General features: G+C 65.6%; 15 protein-coding genes. 9 read left to right on the top strand and 6 right to left on the bottom strand.

Annotation, left to right across the window (positions count from 1 at the left end; translation table 11 throughout):
* Positions 1 to 10 precede the first annotated feature (10 nt).
* A complete protein-coding gene (locus ASC75_RS20210; protein ID WP_055979389.1) occupies positions 11 to 1189 on the top strand; it encodes a serine hydrolase in 1179 nt (392 codons plus the stop codon).
* A gap of 157 nt (positions 1190 to 1346) precedes the next feature.
* Here the strand turns inward: ASC75_RS20210 and ASC75_RS20205 are convergent, their stop codons facing one another.
* The 4 genes from ASC75_RS20205 to ASC75_RS20190 form a co-directional block, all read right to left on the bottom strand.
* The gene (locus ASC75_RS20205) at positions 1347 to 2366 is read right to left on the bottom strand and encodes an aldose epimerase family protein (protein ID WP_055979386.1); all 1020 of its coding nucleotides are present in this window, start codon (positions 2364 to 2366) and stop codon (positions 1347 to 1349) included.
* A gap of 91 nt (positions 2367 to 2457) precedes the next feature.
* The gene (locus tag ASC75_RS20200; RefSeq protein WP_244487895.1) at positions 2458 to 3678 is read right to left on the bottom strand and encodes an FAD-dependent oxidoreductase; all 1221 of its coding nucleotides are present in this window, start codon (positions 3676 to 3678) and stop codon (positions 2458 to 2460) included.
* A 25-nt stretch (positions 3679 to 3703) separates the two neighbouring features.
* Complete coding sequence (locus tag ASC75_RS20195) at positions 3704 to 4021, bottom strand: MocE family 2Fe-2S type ferredoxin (protein WP_055979380.1); 318 nt, start codon at positions 4019 to 4021, stop codon at positions 3704 to 3706.
* 70 nt (positions 4022 to 4091) lie between these two features.
* Positions 4092 to 5180: a fatty acid desaturase family protein gene (locus tag ASC75_RS20190; protein WP_055979376.1), complete on the bottom strand. Its 1089-nt coding sequence runs from the start codon at positions 5178 to 5180 to the stop codon at positions 4092 to 4094.
* Between the two features lie 161 nt (positions 5181 to 5341).
* Here ASC75_RS20190 and ASC75_RS20185 point away from each other — a divergent pair, with 161 nt between their 5' ends.
* Positions 5342 to 6373 carry a LacI family DNA-binding transcriptional regulator gene (locus ASC75_RS20185; protein WP_055979372.1) on the top strand — a complete coding sequence of 344 codons (1032 nt, stop codon included), beginning with the start codon at positions 5342 to 5344 and terminating at the stop codon, positions 6371 to 6373.
* A 3-nt stretch (positions 6374 to 6376) separates the two neighbouring features.
* Here ASC75_RS20185 and ASC75_RS20180 read toward each other — a convergent pair whose 3' ends face one another.
* Positions 6377 to 7321, bottom strand: a complete 945-nt coding sequence (locus ASC75_RS20180; protein WP_055979369.1) for a glycosyltransferase family 2 protein — start codon at positions 7319 to 7321, stop codon at positions 6377 to 6379.
* 23 nt (positions 7322 to 7344) lie between these two features.
* Complete coding sequence (locus tag ASC75_RS20175) at positions 7345 to 7911, bottom strand: dTDP-4-dehydrorhamnose 3,5-epimerase family protein (RefSeq protein WP_244487894.1); 567 nt, start codon at positions 7909 to 7911, stop codon at positions 7345 to 7347.
* Between the two features lie 248 nt (positions 7912 to 8159).
* Between ASC75_RS20175 and ASC75_RS20170 the strand changes: the two genes are divergently transcribed.
* The 7 genes from ASC75_RS20170 to iolD all read left to right on the top strand — a co-directional run bounded on the left by ASC75_RS20170 (position 8160) and on the right by iolD (position 18049).
* On the top strand, positions 8160 to 8972 hold the full coding sequence (locus ASC75_RS20170) for a TIM barrel protein (protein ID WP_055979367.1): 813 nt from the start codon (positions 8160 to 8162) through the stop codon (positions 8970 to 8972).
* A gap of 296 nt (positions 8973 to 9268) precedes the next feature.
* On the top strand, positions 9269 to 10204 hold the full coding sequence (locus tag ASC75_RS20165; RefSeq protein WP_055979364.1) for a substrate-binding domain-containing protein: 936 nt from the start codon (positions 9269 to 9271) through the stop codon (positions 10202 to 10204).
* A gap of 94 nt (positions 10205 to 10298) precedes the next feature.
* Complete coding sequence (locus ASC75_RS20160) at positions 10299 to 11843, top strand: sugar ABC transporter ATP-binding protein (protein ID WP_162244951.1); 1545 nt, start codon at positions 10299 to 10301, stop codon at positions 11841 to 11843.
* A 32-nt stretch (positions 11844 to 11875) separates the two neighbouring features.
* Positions 11876 to 12919: an ABC transporter permease gene (locus ASC75_RS20155; protein WP_055979358.1), complete on the top strand. Its 1044-nt coding sequence runs from the start codon at positions 11876 to 11878 to the stop codon at positions 12917 to 12919.
* Between the two features lie 126 nt (positions 12920 to 13045).
* Positions 13046 to 14035, top strand: a complete 990-nt coding sequence (iolG, locus tag ASC75_RS20150; RefSeq protein WP_055979355.1) for an inositol 2-dehydrogenase — start codon at positions 13046 to 13048, stop codon at positions 14033 to 14035.
* 171 nt (positions 14036 to 14206) lie between these two features.
* Complete coding sequence (gene iolC / locus ASC75_RS20145; RefSeq protein ID WP_055979352.1) at positions 14207 to 16135, top strand: 5-dehydro-2-deoxygluconokinase; 1929 nt, start codon at positions 14207 to 14209, stop codon at positions 16133 to 16135.
* A gap of 63 nt (positions 16136 to 16198) precedes the next feature.
* Positions 16199 to 18049: a 3D-(3,5/4)-trihydroxycyclohexane-1,2-dione acylhydrolase (decyclizing) gene (gene iolD, locus ASC75_RS20140; protein WP_055980224.1), complete on the top strand. Its 1851-nt coding sequence runs from the start codon at positions 16199 to 16201 to the stop codon at positions 18047 to 18049.
* The last annotated feature ends 190 nt before the right edge of the window (positions 18050 to 18239 follow it).

The raw sequence follows: 18239 nt of genomic DNA, 5'->3' as shown, positions 1-18239 counted from the left end.
AGGAAAGTTCATGATGTCATCCACAGCGTTCGAGCGCATGTTCGGCTTCGCCCGCAAGGAGGTGAGCCTGGGGAACTGGCGCGAGCAGCCTTACAACAGCTGGTCGTTCCAGAACGCCGGCGAGATGGTGCCGAGCGCGCGCATCGCCGCGCGCGAAGGCCTGGTCGAGGATGCGCCGATCGACCTCGGCGGGTTGCTCGACGAGAGAATGGCGATCGACGGGAATGAGGAAACCGTCGCCGGGTTTCTCTCGCGCTCGTCGACCGATGCGCTGGCGGTGATGAAGAAGGGCCGTTTCGTCGGCGACTGGTTCGCTCCGACGATGACGCCCGATGCGCGGCACATCATCTTCTCGATCTCGAAGTCGCTGACGGCGATCCTGGCAGGTAGCCTCGAAGGCGAGGGCAAGCTCGACCCGAACGCGCCGGTGACCGACTACGTGCCGGAAGCGGCAGGCTCGGTCTATGGCAACGCCACCGTGCGGCATGTGCTCGACATGACCGTCAGCCTCGATTTCGAGGAAGCCTATCTCGATCCCGAAAGCCTGTTTGCGCGCTATCGCCGCGCCACGATGTGGAACCCGGGCGGCGGGGCGGAATCGCTGCGCGAGTTCCTCGTTTCGCTGCAGCAACTCGATGAGCCGCACGGAAAAACCTTCCGCTACCGCTCGCCCAACTCCGACCTGCTCGGCATCATCGTCGAGCGTGCGTCGGGCCAACGTTACGCCGAGCTGATGTCCGAGACGCTGTGGCAACCGCTGGGCGCCAGGCGCGACGGCTTCGTGACCGTCGACAAGGAAGGCTCGGCGCGTGCGGCGGGTGGCGTTTCGGTTGCGGTGCGCGACCTTGCCCGCGTCGGCGAGATGATGCGTCAGGGTGGCTCGTCGGATGGCGGGCGGATCGTGCCGCAGGCCTGGGTCGAGGACACGATCCACGGCGGCGACGCGGCAGCCTGGCAGCGTGGCACGATGACCAACCTGTTTGCCCAGGGGCGTTACCGCAACAAATGGTACCAGAGCGCCAATGCCAGCGGCGCCTATTGCGGCATAGGCATTCATGGCCAGTGGATCTATGTCGATCCCAAGGCCGAGGTGGTGATCTCCAAGATGTCGTCGCAGCCGCTGCCGGTGGACGATCCGCTCGACCTCGACAATCTCGCGTTCTTCGAGGCGATCTGCGCGCGGGTCTGAGGGGCGGCTTCGAGCAGGCTGCCCCCCTCATCCGGTCGCTCCACAGCCACCTTCTCCCAGTTGGAGAGAAGAGGAAGAGCGGCGACGCCTCGGATCTCCTCTCCTCGGCGGGAGAGGTCACCCGAGCGTAGCGGAGGGTGGGTGAGGGGCGTCCTTCTCACTCCACCGTCGAGAACCTGTATTCGGTCACCTGCGAGTAGATCTCGTCGGGCCTGAGCACGGTGCTCGGAAAATGCGGATGGTTGGCCGCATCGGGGAAACGTTGCGGCTCGAGGCAGAGCGCGCCGAAGCGGACGGGTTCGATGCCGCCGCGCAAAAGCGGGGCGACCGGCAGGAACGCGCCGTCGTAGAACTGCAGGCCGGGCTCGGTGGTCCAGAGGTCGAGGCGGATGCCGGATCGGGGGCCTTCCAGCCGGGCGGCATGCCATGGCTCGGGCGCCGGTTGCATGGCGAGCACGAAATTGTGGTCGTAGGTGCTGTGCGCGCCGTCCGGGCCGTTGCGGATGGGGCGCAGGTCGCGGAAATCGAAGACGGTGTCGTCTACCGCCAGAACCTCGCCGGTGGGGATGCCGGCCATATCGACGGGCGTATACGCCTCGGCGGCGATCCTGAGACGGTGGTCGAGGATCGAGCCCGAGCCGTCGAGGTTGAAGTAGGCGTGCGGCGCGAGGTTCATCAGGGTCGGGGCGTCGGTGCGGCCGCCGAGCGCGATGCGCAGCCGGCCCTTGTCGAGCGAATAGCGGCAGGTGACGATGACCCTGCCGGGATAGCCCTGGTCGCCGTCGGGAGAGGTCAGGCCGAGCAACACCGAGTTTTCGCTGGCATCGACGATCGTCCAGTTGCGGCGGAAGAAGCCGTCGCCACCGCCGTGCAGATGGGTGCGGCCGGCCTCGTTGACGTCGAGCTGGTGCTGGATGCCGTCGAGGCTGAAGCGGCCACCGGCGATGCGGTTGGCGCAGCGGCCGGCGATGGCGCCGAAATAGGCGCCATGGGCGAGATAACCGTCGAGATCGTCGAAGCCAAGGATCACCGAGCGCCGGCCGGCTGGCGTGGCAACCACGAGATCGGCAAGCGTGGCGCCGAAGGTGAGGACCCTGGCCTCGATGCCCTCGGCGGCGATGCTGATCGCTTCCACCGTCGATCCGTCGGGCATCCGACCGAATTCGCTGACCGGCATTTCCTGGCACCTCCGCAGTCGGGGCAGGTACCCCGACGCGGTCCAGAGTCCAGGAAACGGGACCGATTCTCAAGCGGCCTGCCCCGAAAAATCAGGCGGCAAGCAGGCTCTTCAGCTTGACGGCGGTCGAGGCCAGAGCGGCGAGATCGGGGCGGGCCGACCTGGCGATCAGCATTTCGGCCAACCTGACGTCGCGGGCAACGGCATTGTCCGGGCCGATGCCGCTGGCGGCGACGAGGCGGCCGTCGTCCTTGAGATGGAACAGGATGAAGGCGCCGTCGCCGAGATCGCGGCGGATGGTGCGGTCGCCTTCGTCGGGCAGGCCGGCGATCTGCAGGGTGAGGCCATACTGGTCGGACCAGAACCAGGGAACGGTGGCGTGGGCTTCCTCGGCGCCGAGCATGTTGCGGGCGGCGAGCGCGCCATGTTCCTGGGCGCTGCGCCAGGCTTCCAGCCGGACGCGGCGGTCGCCATAGACGGCGAGCGGGAAGGAGCAGCAGTCGCCGGCGGCAAAGACGTGGGGGTCGCTGGTGCGCAGGCGGGCGTCGACGGATATGCCGTTGTTGAGCGCTAGGCCGGCGGTTTCGGCAAGCGCGGTCACGGGGACGGCGCCGATGCCGACGATGGCGAGGTCGGCCACGACAGTCCGGCCGCTCGACAGGACGATGCGCACGGTCTCGCCGTCGTCTTCCATCGAAGCGATGCCGTCGCCGCAGACGATCTCGACGCCCTCGGCGACATGCGCCTGATGCACGACTGCGGCGATCTCCTCGGGCACGCCGCGCATGAGGATGCGGGGCTGGGCCTCGATGACGGTGACATCGGCGCCGAGCTTGCGCGCCGAGGCGGCGAGTTCTAGGCCGATGAAGCCGCCGCCGACGATGGCGATGCGGACGCCTTGGCGCAGGTGCCGGCGGATCAGGAGCGCGTCGTCGAACGTGCGGAGACAGACCGAGCGACCCCCCATTCCCTGGAGCGGCAGCTTGCGTGGCAAGGCGCCGGTGGCGAGCAGCAGCTTGTCGTAGGCGAGGTCGGAGCCATCGGCGAGGCGCACCGAGCGGTTGGCCCGGTCGATGGAAAGGACCGTGGTCGAATTCCTGAGGTCGATGCGGTGTTCGGCCAGGCGCGCGGCATCGGCGATGGTCTTGATCGACGGCGCCTGTTCGCCCGTCATCGCCTCCTTGGAGAGCGGCGGGCGCTCATAGGGCGGGTGGGCTTCCGAGCCGACCAGCGCGATGGTGCCGTCGTAGCCTGCCTCGCGCAGGGCGAAGGCCGCGCGCGTGCCGCACTCGCCGGCGCCGACAATGACCATTCCTGCGACCATTCCTGCCGTCATGTCAGTCAGCCATCCGGATGAAGACCTTGCCGTCGTCGACCTTGACCGGATAGGTGCGGAGGTTGACGCAGACGGGCGCGCCGCGGGCGGCGCCGGTCTTGTAGTTGAAACGGCCGTTGTGCTTGGGGCACTCGATGATGTCGCCCATGACCAGCCCCTGCGACAGGTGGATCTGTTCGTGGGTGCACAAGCCGTCGGTGGCGAAGAACTCGTCCTCGGGGCTGCGGTAGATGGCGAAGGTGCGGCCCGCATGGTCGAAGCGGAGCACGTCTTCCTCGTCGATGTCGTCGGCCGCGCAGGCCTCGATCCAGTCGCTCATGTCTCTCTCCTTGGGATTTCAGGAATTCGGGGCGGCTGGGGGCCGCCGCCCCGTGGGGCGCCTTGGGAGGCTATTGGGCGGCGAGGGCTGCCTCGCTGTGGAATTCCTCGCGGTAGGGCCGCGCCGTCGGCGGCAGCTCGCGCTTGATGAAGTAGTCCTCGTTCCTGAGCTGGCGGAGAAAGGCCGGCAGCATCTCGCGGTAGCCGGCCCACATGGACTGAGATGGCGCCGGCAGGTCGTGCTTGATCATCTCGTGCAGCCTGGGCAGCGCGTGATAGGGCACCATCGGGAACATGTGGTGCTCGACGTGGTAGTTCATGTTCCAGTAGATGAAGCGGCTGACGGGGTTCATCAGCACGGTGCGGCTGTTGAGGCGATGGTCGACGACATTGTCGGCGAGGCCGCCATGCTGCAGCAGGCCGGTGAGCACGTGATGCCAGGCGCCGTAAAGGCGGGGCAGGCCGACCAGCATCAGCGGCAGCCATGAGCCGAGATAGAGCGCAAGTGCGATGGTGGCCAGATAGATGGCGAGCCAGATGCGGGCGATGCGGATGGCGCGGGGCTGCTCGCTCTCGGGGATGAAGGTCGCTTCCTCTTTGCCGATGACGCCGGCGGCGTTGCGGACCATGTCGACCATGGCGTGCCAGGCATCGAGCAGGCCGAAGAAATTGAGCACGACGCGCAGGAGGTCCGGCGGGCGCATGACGGCGATCTCCGGATCGCGGCCGACGATGACGGTGTCGGTGTGGTGGCGGGTGTGGCTCCAGCGCCAGGTCACCGGGTTGCGCATGATCATGAAGCAGGCGATCTGGTAGACCGCGTCGTTCATCCACTGCGTCTTGAAGGCGGTGCCGTGGCCGCATTCGTGCCAGCGGGCATCGGTGGCCGAGCCGTAGAGGACGCCGTAGCAGAGGAAGAAGGGTACGCACCACCAGCTGCCCCACAGGGCGGCGCCGGCAGCGCCGAAGGCAACGAGCAGGCCGAGCCAGATCGCGGTGTCGCGAATGGCGGGCGCATCGGAGCGCTGCATCAGCTCCTTCATCTGCTTGCGCGGAATATCGGTGTGATACCACTCGGCGGCGGCGAGGCCGCTCTCGACGGCGCGGCGCGCACTCTCTCCCACAAGACTGTAGTCGCGCGCCGAAGGCGTCACGGTCATGGCTCTCTCCCTGGAAGTCGGAAACGGTTCCGCTGATGGCGCCGGGCATCGTTCACTGAGAGAATGGTACCTCATGATGCGATATTTTCAATCATAGTATGATAGTTTCTATCATTTTCTATCATGATGCGGTAACGTGGGTGGAAATCGCGGGAGCGGACATGAGCAAGCGGCCCACCATCACCGATCTCGCCCGCGCATCGGGTGTCAGCGTCGCCACCGTCGACCGGGTGCTGAACGGGCGGCTGCCGGTGCGCGAGGAGACGCAGCGCCGTGTCTACGAGGCCGCGACCGGCATCGGCTATCATGCCGCCGGGCTGATCGCGCAGCGGATGCGCAAGGAGCTGCCCGAATACCGGCTCGGCTTCCTGCTGCTGCGCCCCAGGGACGTGTTCTACCGCGCCTTTGCCAGCGAGTTGGAGAAGGCGATCGCACAGGCGCCGGGTTTCCGCGGGACTGCGGCCATCGACTTCGCGGAGTCGCTGGCGCCGGAAGAGATCGTCGAAAAGCTGCGCCGCCTGGCGGCGAACTGCGACGCGGTGGCCCTGGTCAGCCCCGACCATCCGACGGTGACGGCGGCGGTGGCGGAGGTGAAGGGGCGGGGCGTTCCGGTCTTTTCGCTGCTGTCCGACTTCGCCACCGGCATCCGCGAGGGTTATGTCGGCATCGACAACCTGAAGGTCGGGCGCACCGCTGCCTGGATGATCTCCAAATGCGCGCGCCAGCCGGGCAAGGTGTCGCTGTTCGTCGGCAGCCACCGGTTCCATGGCCATGAGCTGCGCGAGATCGGCTTCCGCGCCTTCTTCCGTGAGCACGCGCCCGAATTCACCGTGCTGGAGACGGTCGTCAACAACGAGTCCTACGCGATCACGCATGAGGCCGTCGCAGGGTTGCTCGGGCAGCATGGCGACCTCGTCGGCTGCTATGTGGCCGGAGGCGGCATCGAAGGCGCGATCTCGGCCTTGCGGGAGGTGAAGCCCGATCCGCTGCCGGTGCTGATTTGCAATGAGATCACCGTCGATACGCGCGCGGCGCTCGCCGACAATCTTGCCGTGATGGCGATCGCGACGCCGCTGGCGCCGCTGTGCCGCGAACTGGTCGGACTGATGGCGCATTCGATCGAGGAGGGTGCTGCCAACGCGCCGGGGCAGACGTTCCTGCCCTTCGACGTCTACCTGCCCGAAAACATCTGAGCCTCATCCCTTGAGGATACGACCAATGTTCCGCGGGATTCGCCTGATCTCCGCGGCAATCCGCTGGACCGGCGATTTGACCGGCCGCGCTGCCGGCCGGGCATCCTTCGCCGCCGTCGCGGTCCGGTTGTGCTGGATCTCGTCCCACGCAAGGCGGGCGGCAAGGTCGGCGGATGCCTGCCGAATGTGGCTGCACCATCTGGGCGTGCTGCGCATCAGATCGGCAAATGTTTCCTGTTCGGTCCGGTCGGGACCAATCGGCACGCGCAGCGCTTTTGGCCACCAGGCCGCGCTGTCGGCGATCGAGATGAACGCCGCCAACTGAGGCATGCCCGAATGCCGGGATGCCTTCCTGCGGGCGCTGAAATGCAGGACGGTCGGCGTCCGGCAATAGGCAATGGGCGATTGCGGATTGGCATCCAGGATGCGGTGCCACAGGCGCCAGTCTGCAGCGGAAGGCACATCCTCGGGCCATGCATCGCGAGCGGGGAGGGCGTCGGCCCTGTACAGGAAGCAGCTTGCCGCAATGGTGTTGCCCCGTCGAAATGCCTCGAACTCGTCCGGAAACTCCAGATTGGTCAGGAACGGCGCTACGATGCCATCGGTGGAGACCCACAGCGCCTGGCTGTAGGCGATCGCCGCGCCGTCCTCGAGGCCGCGCAGCAGGGTTTCGAAATGGTCGGGGAACAGAAGATCGTCGTCGGCCGCGAAGCCGATCAACTCGCCGCGGGATTGCCTCAGGGCGACGTTGCGATTGGCGTAGCCGAAATGCGGGGCCTTGGGCAGGTCGAAATAGCGGATCCGCGGGTCGTCGAACCGCTGGACCGCTTGCGCCGTGCCGGGGAGTGCCCCGTCTCCGACAACCAGAAGCTCGAAATCGCCGAATGTCTGGTTGAGGACGGATTCAACAGCCAGCCCGACAACATCCGGCCGGCAGTGCGTCGGCATCAGAATGGAAATGCGTGGACGGCTCACCACCCGGTGGTGTTCCCGAAGCTGTAGGGAATGAGGTCGGTGTCGAGCGGAAGGCGATATTTGTCGGGGCTCGAATGGTCGTACTGGATGGTTGGGAAATTGACCACGACAGCGTCCGTCGTGCCGATGTTGCGGTCTGCATGCCAGACGAATTTGGGCACGTTGACCAGTCGCGGGCGACTTGCCGAGAGGTAGACCTTGCAAACCTTGCCGCAAGTGCTGGATTCGGGGCGCGGATCGTAGAGGACCAGTTCCAGTTCGCCGCCGATCACGAAATAGCGGTCCTCGTGCAGTTTGTGCAGGCCCCAACCCTTCGCCATGCCTGGCCGGATCGTGAAGATGTAGGAGAAGACCAAGGGGTCGGCATGCCAGCCCCAGCGCGGGTCGAACAATTCGGTGACGCTGCCGCGGTCGTCGTCGTGGCGGATGCTGTCGTAAAACGACATGCCGTCGAGCAAAGGGACTGTGCTGCGGCGCTGTTCATCGACGGTCCGCTGGTCCTGCACGGCCGCGGCAAGGGTTTTCTCCAGGATATTCGGGCGGTTGTCGGGACCAGCGCTCACGTTCAAGCTCCTCCATGCTGTGGCCGGGGTTTGCCACGTATGGCGCCGAAACACTACAGCCGTCGCAGTGGATTTGTCGTGTTTTGCAGTGGCCTTGTGCAGCTTTCGCATCTGTCTGCGATGTTGAATCTATCAGAAATGATAGCTTGCAAGGTTGAAGCGGCTTTGACTGCCCGGCGGAGAATGACGTATATCGCCCGAAGATGATATGGAATGAATGTTCCATCGTAGCTGGAGGAATATCGCCGATGCCTGCCGTTTCGTTCGCCCTCAACCACATGGCTGCGCCGGGTCTGTCGATCGAGCCGTTCTTCGCGCTCGCCAAAACGCTCGGGATCGCTTCCGTCGAGATCCGCAACGATCTCGCCGGCAACGCCATCATCGACGGCACGCCAGCCAGCGCTGTCCGCGCGCTGGCCGCCGAAAATGGAGTGTCCATAACCAGCATCAACGCGCTGCAGCGCTTCAACGAGTGGAATGCAACGCGCGAGGCGGAAGCGATCGAACTTGCAGACTATGCCCGCGACGCGGGCGCGCAAGCCCTGGTGCTGGTGCCGGTCAATGACGGTACCGGGCAGGCGGACGGCGAACGCCAGCGCAACCTGAGGACGGCGCTGTCGGCGCTGAAGACCATCCTCGGCGAGCGCGGCGTGCGCGGCCTTGTCGAGCCGCTCGGCTTCGAGATCTGCTCGCTGCGTTCCAAGCGCGAGGCGGCCGAAGCCATCGAGGATGTCGGCGGCACCGGTGCGTTCCGCATGGTGCACGACACGTTCCATCACCATCTGGCCGGCGAGCCGGATCTTTTCCCCGGCATGACCGGGCTGGTGCATATCTCGGGCGTCGACGATCCCGGCGTGACCGTGCCCGACATGCGCGATCCGCACCGCGTGCTGGTCGATGCCGGCGACCGGCTCGACAATGTCAGCCAGATCCGCGCCCTGATCGCCGGCGGCTACAAGGGCCTGTTGTCCTTCGAGCCGTTTTCGCCCGTCGTGCACAAGCTTGCCAACCCGCGCAGCGCATTGGCCGAGAGCATCGCGTTCATCCGCGCCCGCGTCTGAGGGCCGCGGGCGGGCTTCGTCAGGCGAGCCAGCGTCGCCGAGGCATTTCTTTCACGCAAAGATTGATCGTCGGCGATGGAATGCCTCTTGACGTTCGTCCGGAATATGGAATAAACATTTCATAAATAAAAAGTACGGCCCGAACATTCTGAATTGGGCCGACATCGGGAAACGGGTGGCACATCTTGCATCGCCGAGGAGCGGTGGTGGCGCCCGTGGAGACGAGCCTGCGGCGGAGCCGCGGGCTTCCGGCACAACGGGGTGCAGCCGGGCACCATTCGTGGAGGAGAGTAATCATGAAGAAGTATCTGCTCGGCGCTGCCATGATCGCGCTGATGTCGGGTTCCGCGTTTGCCGGCGACATCGGTGTCAGCATGGCCAATTCGGACACCTTCCTGACGGTCCTGCGCAAGGGCATCGAAAAGGCCGCGGCCGATGCGAGCCAGCCCGTCGTCATCGAGATCGCCGACGACGACGTCAACAAGCAGCTCAGCCAGGTCCAGAACTTCATTGCCGCCAAGGTCGACGCCATCATCGTCAACGCCGTCGACACCTCGGCGACCGCGCCGATGACCAAGCTCGCCAACGACGCCGGCATCCCGATCGTCTATGTCAACCGCCAGCCGATCGACGTCGATGCGCTGGGCGAGAAGGGCGCCTTCGTCGCCTCGAACGAGGCCGATTCCGGCACGCTCGAGACCAAGGAAGTCTGCCGCATCCTCAAGGAAGCCGGCAAAACTGAAGCCGGCATCCTGGTGATGCAGGGCGATCTCGCCAACCAGGCTGCGCAGATGCGCACCAAGGACGTCCACGACGTGATCGCGACGCCGGACTGCGCGTTCATGAAGATCATCGACGAGCAGACCGCAGGTTGGGATCCGGTCAAGGCGCAGGACCTGATGACCAACTGGATCGCCGCCGGCCACAAGCCCGATGCCGTGATCTCCAACAACGACAACATGGCGATCGGCGCGATCAACGCGATGAAGGCCGCCGGTTGGGACATGAAGGACGTCGTCGTCGGCGGTGTCGACGCCACGCAGGAAGCGCTTGCCTACATGAAGGCCGGCGACCTCGACGTCACCGTGTTCCAGGATGCCGCCGGCCAGGGCGGCGGCGCCATCGATGCGGCGATGAAGCTCGCCAAGGGCGAAAAGGTCGAAGCCAAGGTCTGGATCCCGTTCCAGCTGGTGACGCCCGCGAATATGGATCAGTTCACCTCCAAGAACTGATATGATCCACGGAATGCGCCGTCGCCCGACGGCGGCGCATTTCCCCTGAAAGACTGTGCCCGCGCATGTCGCCGGGCCGGGTCTGGGAGGACCGATCGCCATGAATGGCACAGGCACGATGGAAGCGGCGCCCGCAGGCGGTGCCGCGATGGACGCCGGCTACCTTCTCGAAGTCGAGAACGTCCGCAAGGAATTTCCCGGCGTCGTCGCCCTCGACAATGTCCAGCTCAGGCTGAAGCGCGGCAGCGTGCATGCGCTGATGGGCGAAAACGGCGCCGGCAAGTCGACGCTGATGAAGATCGTGGCCGGCATCTACACGCCCGATTCCGGCAGCTTCAAGCTGCGCGGCGACGACATCAAGCTGCGCGGGCCGCTCGATGCGCTCGAGCACGGCATCGCCATGATCCACCAGGAACTCAACCTGATGGCGCCGATGACGGTGGCCGAGAACATCTGGATCCGCCGCGAGCCGCTGACCCGCCTCGGCTTCGTCGATCATGGCGAGATGCGCCGCAAGACGGCCGAGCTGTTCAGGCGGCTCAACATCGACATCGATCCTGACGTGAAGGTGGGCACGCTTTCGGTGGCCAGCCGCCAGATGGTCGAGATCGCCAAGGCGGTGTCCTACGAATCCGACGTGCTGATCATGGACGAGCCGACTTCGGCGCTGACCGAGCGCGAGGTCGACCACCTGTTCACCATCATCCGGGCGCTGCGCGCGCAGGGCAAAGGCATCATCTACATCACCCACAAGATGAACGAGCTGTTCGAGATCGCCGACGAGTTCTCGGTGTTCCGGGACGGCAAATACATCGCCACCAAGGCGTCGACCGAAGTGACCCGCGACGACATTATCCGGATGATGGTGGGCCGCGAGATCACCCAGATGTTCCCCAAGGAAGAGGTGCCGATCGGCGGCGTCGTGCTGTCGGTGAAGGGGCTGGCGCTCAAGGGCGTGTTCTCCGACGTGTCCTTCGACGTGCGCGCGGGCGAAATCCTCGGCATTGCCGGGCTGGTCGGCTCGGGGCGCTCGAACATCGCCGAGACCGTGTTCGGGGTGACGCCGGCGGATGCCGGCACCATCGACCTGTTCGGCAAGCGCGTGCGCATCGACAGCCCGTCGACGGCCATGAAGCACGGCCTGGCCTTCCTGACCGAGGACCGCAAGGAAACCGGCTGCTTCCTGTTGCTCGACATCCAGGAAAACACCCAGATGGCGGTGCTGCAGTCGGGCTACGTCAAGAACGGCTTCGTCAAGCAGCAGCACCTGGCCAAGGATTCCGTCGAGATCAGCCAGGCGTTGAGGGTGAAGACGCCCGACATGGCCGAACCGATCATCAACCTGTCCGGCGGCAACCAGCAGAAGGTGCTGATCGCGCGCTGGCTTTTGACCAAGCCGAAGATCCTCATCCTGGACGAGCCGACACGCGGCATCGACGTCGGCGCCAAGGCGGAGATCCATCGCCTGATCTCGAAGCTGGCGGGGGAGGGCGTGGCCGTCATCATGATCTCGTCGGAGATGCCCGAGGTGCTGGGCATGAGCGACCGCATCATGGTGGTGCACGAGGGCCGCGTCACCGGCTTCCTCGACCGCGCCGAAGCCAGCCAGGTCAAGATCATGGAACTCGCGTCGCACTGACCGGCGCCAATCAGCTCAAGGGTGGAAGAACCATGTCGACGAACGAGATTGCGGGTACCGCAAACGTCATCGGAAGCAAGAAGCGCCTGCCGCCCGAGGTGTCGATCCTGGGCGTGCTGATCGGCATCGCCATCGTCTTCGAAATTCTCGGCTGGATCTTCGTCGGCGACAGCTTCCTCGCCAACAAGCAGCGCCTCTCGATCATCATCCTGCAGGTGTCGGTGATCGGCATCATTGCGGTCGGCGTCACCCAGGTCATCATCACCGCCGGCGTCGACCTGTCCTCGGGCTCGGTCGTCGGCCTCGCCGCCATGGTGGCGGCAAGCCTCGCGCAGACATCGGCCAATCCACGCGCCGTCTATCCCGCGCTCACCGACATGTCGCCGATCTGGGCGATCCTGGCAGGCCTCGGCGTCGGCCTGCTGGCCGGCATGGTCAACGGCTCGCTGATCGCCAGGACCAAGATACCGCCCTTCATCGCGACGCTGGGCATGATGGTGTCGGCACGGGGTCTCGCCAAATGGTACACGCTCGGCCAGCCGGTGGCGCTGCTCGACGACAGCTTCACCTGGTTCGGCAAGAGCTTCAACATCCTCGGCTTTCCGCTGCCGCTGCCGGTCATCGTGTTCCTGCTGGTGGCGGTCATCTTCCACATCGCGCTGACCTATACCCGCTACGGCAAGTTCACCTATGCCATCGGCGCCAACCCGCAGGCGGCGCGCGTGTCGGGCATCAATATCGGCAGTCACCTGGTCAAGGTGTATGCCATCGCCGGCCTGCTGTCGGGCCTGGCGGGGGTGATGACCGCGGCGCGCGCCGCTTCCGGCCAGCCGGGCATGGGCGTCGCCTATGAACTCGACGCGATCGCCGCTGCGGTCATCGGCGGCACCTCGCTGTCGGGCGGCGTCGGGCGCATCACCGGCACGGTGATCGGCACCATCATCCTCGGCGTGCTGACTTCGGGCTTCACCTTCCTGAAGGTCGGCGCCTACTATCAGGAAATCATCAAGGGCATGATCATCGTGGCGGCCGTGATCATCGACCAGCACCGCCAGAACAAGCGCAAGAAGGCGTAGTGAGTTCCTTGGACATGATCCTGTCCGAATAGAAACAGGCCGCCCGGCATCCCGTCAGCGGGGCGGCCCATCCCAGAGATCAAGATTGCAGGCCCGGACGGCGCGGGCCAGGGAAATGAGGTTGTCATGACAGTTCGGTTCGGTGTCCTGGGCGCAGGCCGCATCGGCAAGGTCCACGCCAAGGCCGTGGCCTCCAACCCGCAGGCGAAGCTGGTGGCGGTGGCGGACGCCTTCGAGAAGGCGGCGAACGATCTCGCCGAAACCTATGGCTGCGAGGTTCGTTCCATCGACCAGATCGAGAAGGCGTCGGACATCGACGCCGTGGTGATCTGCACCCCGACCGACACGCACGCAGACCTGATCGAGCGCTTCGTGCTCGCCGGCAAGTCGGTGTTTTGCGAAAAGCCGATCGATCTGGACGCGGCCCGCGTCGAAAAATGCCTGGCCGTGGTCGAGAAGGCCGGCGGCACGCTGATGGTCGGGTTCAACCGGCGCTTCGACCCGCATTTCGCCGCCGTGCGCAAGGCGATCGACGACGGCGCCATCGGCAAGGTCGAGCAGGTGGTGATCACCTCGCGCGATCCCGGCCCGCCGCCGGCGGACTACATCACGCGTTCTGGCGGCATCTTCCGCGACATGACCATCCATGATTTCGACATGGCGCGCTTCCTGCTCGGCGAGGAGCCGGTGGCGGTGACGGCCACGGCTTCGGTGCTGGTCGACAAGAAGATCGGCGAGCTCGGCGACTTCGACAGCGTCTCGGTGATCCTGGTGACGGCTAGCGGCCGGCAGTGCGTGATCAGCAATTCGCGCCGCGCCACCTATGGCTACGACCAGCGCATCGAGGTGCATGGCTCGGACGGCATGGTCTCGGCCGAGAACCAGCGCGCGGTGTCGATCGAGGTTGCGGGCGCGCTGGGCTACACCCGCCCGCCGCTGCACGACTTCTTCATGACGCGCTACACCGAAGCATATGCCAACGAGATCGCGGCCTTCATCGCCTCGGTGACCAGGGGCGCCAAGATCTCGCCCGACGGCAAGGATGGCTTGATGGCGCTGAAACTGGCGGATGCGGCGCTGAAATCGGCCAAGGAAGGCAAGACCGTCCGGCTTTGAGCCAGCGGCACGGACAGCGCCTCGGGGCAATTGGCCACGGGGCGCACAGCCACAATCCGTCGATGGAATAAAAATTCCTGATGACCGATAATTGGAATTGAAATTGCATTGTGTGGCCTGTTATCTGATTTTGCGGGCAGGCCGGCGCGGCGGAGCGACCGGGAGGACAAAATGACCGACCCCAAGAACCAGCCTACACTCGACGTCATCACCATCGGGCGCGCGTCGGTCGATCTCTACGGCCAGCAGACCGGATCGCGGCTGGAGGACGTGGCGTCGTTTGCCAAGTCGGTCGGTGGCTGCCCGGCCAACATCGCCATCGGCACGGCGCGGCTCGGCCTGCGCTCGGCGCTTCTGACCCGTGTCGGCGACGAGCATATGGGCCGCTACATCCGCGAGCAGATGCTGCGCGAAGGCGTGTCCGACAAGGGGCTTGTCACCGACAAGGAGCGGCTGACGGCGCTGGTGCTGCTGTCGGTCGAGAACGACAAGACGTTTCCGCTGATCTTCTACCGCGAGAACTGCGCCGACATGGCGCTGTCGGAAGCCGACATCGATCCCGGCTTCATCAGGTCGGCGCGGGCGATCGTCGTCACCGGCACGCATTTCTCGCGGCCGAACACCGATGCCGCCCAGCGCAAGGCGATGAGGCTGATCAAGGAGAGCGGCGGCAAGGTGGTGTTCGACATCGACTATCGGCCGAACCTGTGGGGCCTGGCCGGCCATGCCGCCGGCGAAAGCCGCTACATCGCCTCCGACAAGGTGTCGAACCACATCAAGGGCGTGCTTGGTGACTGCGACCTGATCGTGGGCACCGAGGAAGAGGTGATGATCGCCTCGGGAGAGAGCGAGTTGCTCGCGGCGCTGAAGACGATCCGGTCGCTGTCCAAGGCGACCATCGTGCTCAAGCGCGGGCCGATGGGTTGCATCGTCTATGACGGGCCGATCACCGACGACCTCGAGGCCGGCATTGTCGGCAAGGGTTTTCCGATCGAGGTCTACAACGTGCTGGGTGCGGGCGATGCCTTCATGTCGGGCTTTTTGCGCGGCTGGCTGGGCGGCGAGAGCCTGGCCACAGCGGCGACCTGGGCCAATGCCTGCGGCGCATTTGCCGTGTCGCGGCTGCTCTGCTCGCCCGAAATCCCGACCTTCGAGGAACTGCAGTTCTTCCTCAGGAACGGCAGCAAGGAACACGCGCTGCGCAAGGACGAGGCGATCAACCACGTGCACTGGGCGACGACGCGCCGGCGCGAGATCCCCTCGATGATGGCCCTGGCCTGCGACCACCGCATCCAACTGGAAGACATCGCCACCCGTGTCGGCGCCGACCCGGCGCGCATCCGCGATTTCAAGGTGCTGGCGGTGAAGGCCGCGGCCAAGGTGGCCGATGGCCGTGACGGCTATGGCATGCTGATCGACGAGAAGTACGGCCGCGATGCGATGTTCGAATTCGCCCGCCATCCCTTTGGCTGGATGGGCCGGCCGGTGGAGCTGCCGGGCTCGCGGCCGCTGCGTTTCGAATTCTCGCAGGACATCGGCTCGCAGCTGGTCGAATGGCCGCTCGACCACACCATCAAGTGCCTGTGCTTCTACCATCCCGACGACCCGGCGGAACTGAAGGCCGAGCAGCAGCAGAAGCTGCGCACGCTGTTCGAGGCGGCGCGGAAAGTCGGGCGCGAGCTCTTGATCGAGATCATTGCCGGCAAGCACGGCAAACTCGACGAAAACACCATTCCGCGCGCGCTGGAGGAGCTTTATGCGCTCGGCATCAAGCCGGACTGGTGGAAGCTCGAGCCACAGGCGTCGGCCGCCGCGTGGAAGAAGATCGAGGCGATCATCACCGGCAACGATCCCTATTGCCGCGGCGTCGTGCTGCTCGGGCTCGAGGCGCCGCTGGCCGACCTCGAAGTGGCCTTCGCGGCGACCGCCGATGCGCCGGTGGTCAAGGGTTTTGCCGTCGGCCGCAGCATCTTCGCCCATGCGGCGGAAGAGTGGATGGCCGGCCGCATGAACGACCAGGCGGCGGTCGACGACATGGCCCAGCGTTTTGAACAGCTGACCAAGGCATGGCTTGCCGCGCGGGATCGCCGGGCGGCATAAAGACAATGGCTGATGCGAGGCTGCGTCCCATGGATGCGCCAGCCGCAGCGGGAGGAGAAGACGATGACCAAGACCGTTCGCCTGACCATGGCGCAGGCGCTGACGCGCTACCTGACGCGGCAGATGACCGTGATCGACGGCAAGATGGTGACGCTGTTCGGCGGCGTGTGGGCGATCTTCGGCCACGGCAACGTTGCCGGTCTGGGCGAGGCGCTGTACCAGGTGCGGGAGGAACTGCCGACCTATCGCGCCCATAACGAGCAGGCGATGGCGCATGCCGCGATCGCCTACGCCAAGACCAATTTCCGCCAGCGCATGATGGCGGCGACGAGCTCCATCGGACCCGGCGCGGTCAACATGGTGACGGCGGCGGCGCTTGCCCATGTCAACAGGTTGCCGGTGCTGCTCCTTCCCGGCGACGTGTTCGCCAACCGCGTACCCGACCCGGTGTTGCAGCAGGCCGAGGATTTCGGCGACGGCACGGTGTCGGTCAATGACTGCTTCCGACCGGTGTCGCGCTATTTCGACCGCATCACCCGGCCCGAGCAGATCATCCCGGCACTGGCGCGCGCCATGCAGGTGTTGACCGACCCGGCCGAATGCGGACCGGTGACGCTGTCGCTGTGCCAGGACGTGCAGGCCGAGGCCTATGACTATCCCGAGAGCTTCTTTGCCGAGCGCGTGTGGACGCAGCGTCGGCTACGGCCCGACCGAGACGAACTCGCGACCGCGGCAGAGGTGCTGAAGGCGGCGAAGAAGCCGCTGATCGTGGCGGGTGGCGGCGTGCTCTATTCCGGCGCATCGGAGGAACTCGACCGCTTCGTCCAGGCCACCGGCATTCCCGTCTGCGAGACGCAGGGCGGCAAGTCGGCGCTGACCGATGAGCACGGGCTCAACATGGCGGCGGTGGGCGTCACCGGCACCGAGGCGGCCAACCGGCTGGCCGAGGAAGCCGACGTGGTGCTGGCGGTCGGCACGCGGCTGCAGGACTTCACCACGGGGTCGTGGGCGCTGTTCAAGAACGTCGGCAGGACCATCATCGGCCTCAATGTCCAGCCTTTCGACGCCGGCAAGCACATGGCGCTGCCGCTGGTGGCGGATGCCAGGGAAGGGCTCGCCGAACTGGGTGCTGCGGTCGCCGGCTACAAGGCACCTGTTGCCTGGACCGAAAACGCCAAGGTCGGCAAGGCCGAGTGGCGCAAGGCGGCGGCCAAGGTGACGGCGGCGACCAACGCTGCACTGCCGTCGGACGCGCAGGTGATCGGCGCCGTGCAGCGGACGCTGGGGTCGGACGTCATCGTGCTGCACGCGGCCGGCGGCCTGCCGGGCGAGATGCACAAGCTGTGGCAGGCGGGCGGACCCGGTTCCTACCACTCCGAATACGGCTTTTCCTGCATGGGCTACGAGATCGCCGGTGGCCTGGGCGCCAAGATGGCGCGGCCGGACAAGGAGGTCGTCGTCATGATCGGCGACGGCTCCTATCTGATGCTCAATTCCGAGATCGCGACGTCGGTGATGCTCGGGCTCAAGCTGACCATCGTGCTGCTCGACAACAGGGGGTATGGCTGCATCAACCGGCTGCAGATGGCCACCGGCGGCGCGAATTTCAACAACCTGCTGCGCGACTCCAGGCATGAAACACTACCCGAGATCGACTTCGTTGCGCATGCGAAGAGCCTGGGCGCTAATGCCGAGAAGGCGGCGTCGATCGCTGATCTTGAGGCGGCGCTTGATCGAGCGCGCAAGAGCGACCGGACGACCGTGGTGCTGATCGACACCGACCCGCTGGTCTCGACCGGCGAGGGCGGCCACTGGTGGGATGTGGCGGTGCCTGAGGTAAGCGCGCGGGCGGAGGTGAATGCCGCGCGCAAGGGTTACGAGGAGAAGCTCAAGCTGCAGCGGGTGGGGGATTGAGCTTGGGGCTGTGAGGCTGGCGCTGCCCCTGTTTGAAGCGTTGGCGCCGCCCCTCACTGTCCTGCCGGACATCTCTCCCCGTAGACGGGGAGAGAGTGGCTGTCACCACCGCTCTCGCCATCATCTTCGGCGTTGGCGATTGGCGAAATCAGTGCGGGCGGCGTTTCTCTCCCCGCTTGCGGGGAGAGAT

It is taken from the genome of Aminobacter sp. DSM 101952, from assembly GCF_001424795.1.
GTDB classification, from domain to species: domain Bacteria; phylum Pseudomonadota; class Alphaproteobacteria; order Rhizobiales; family Rhizobiaceae; genus Aminobacter; species Aminobacter aganoensis.
Note: the sequence above shows the minus strand (reverse complement) of the source record. Positions and strands in the feature narration are given on the sequence as shown.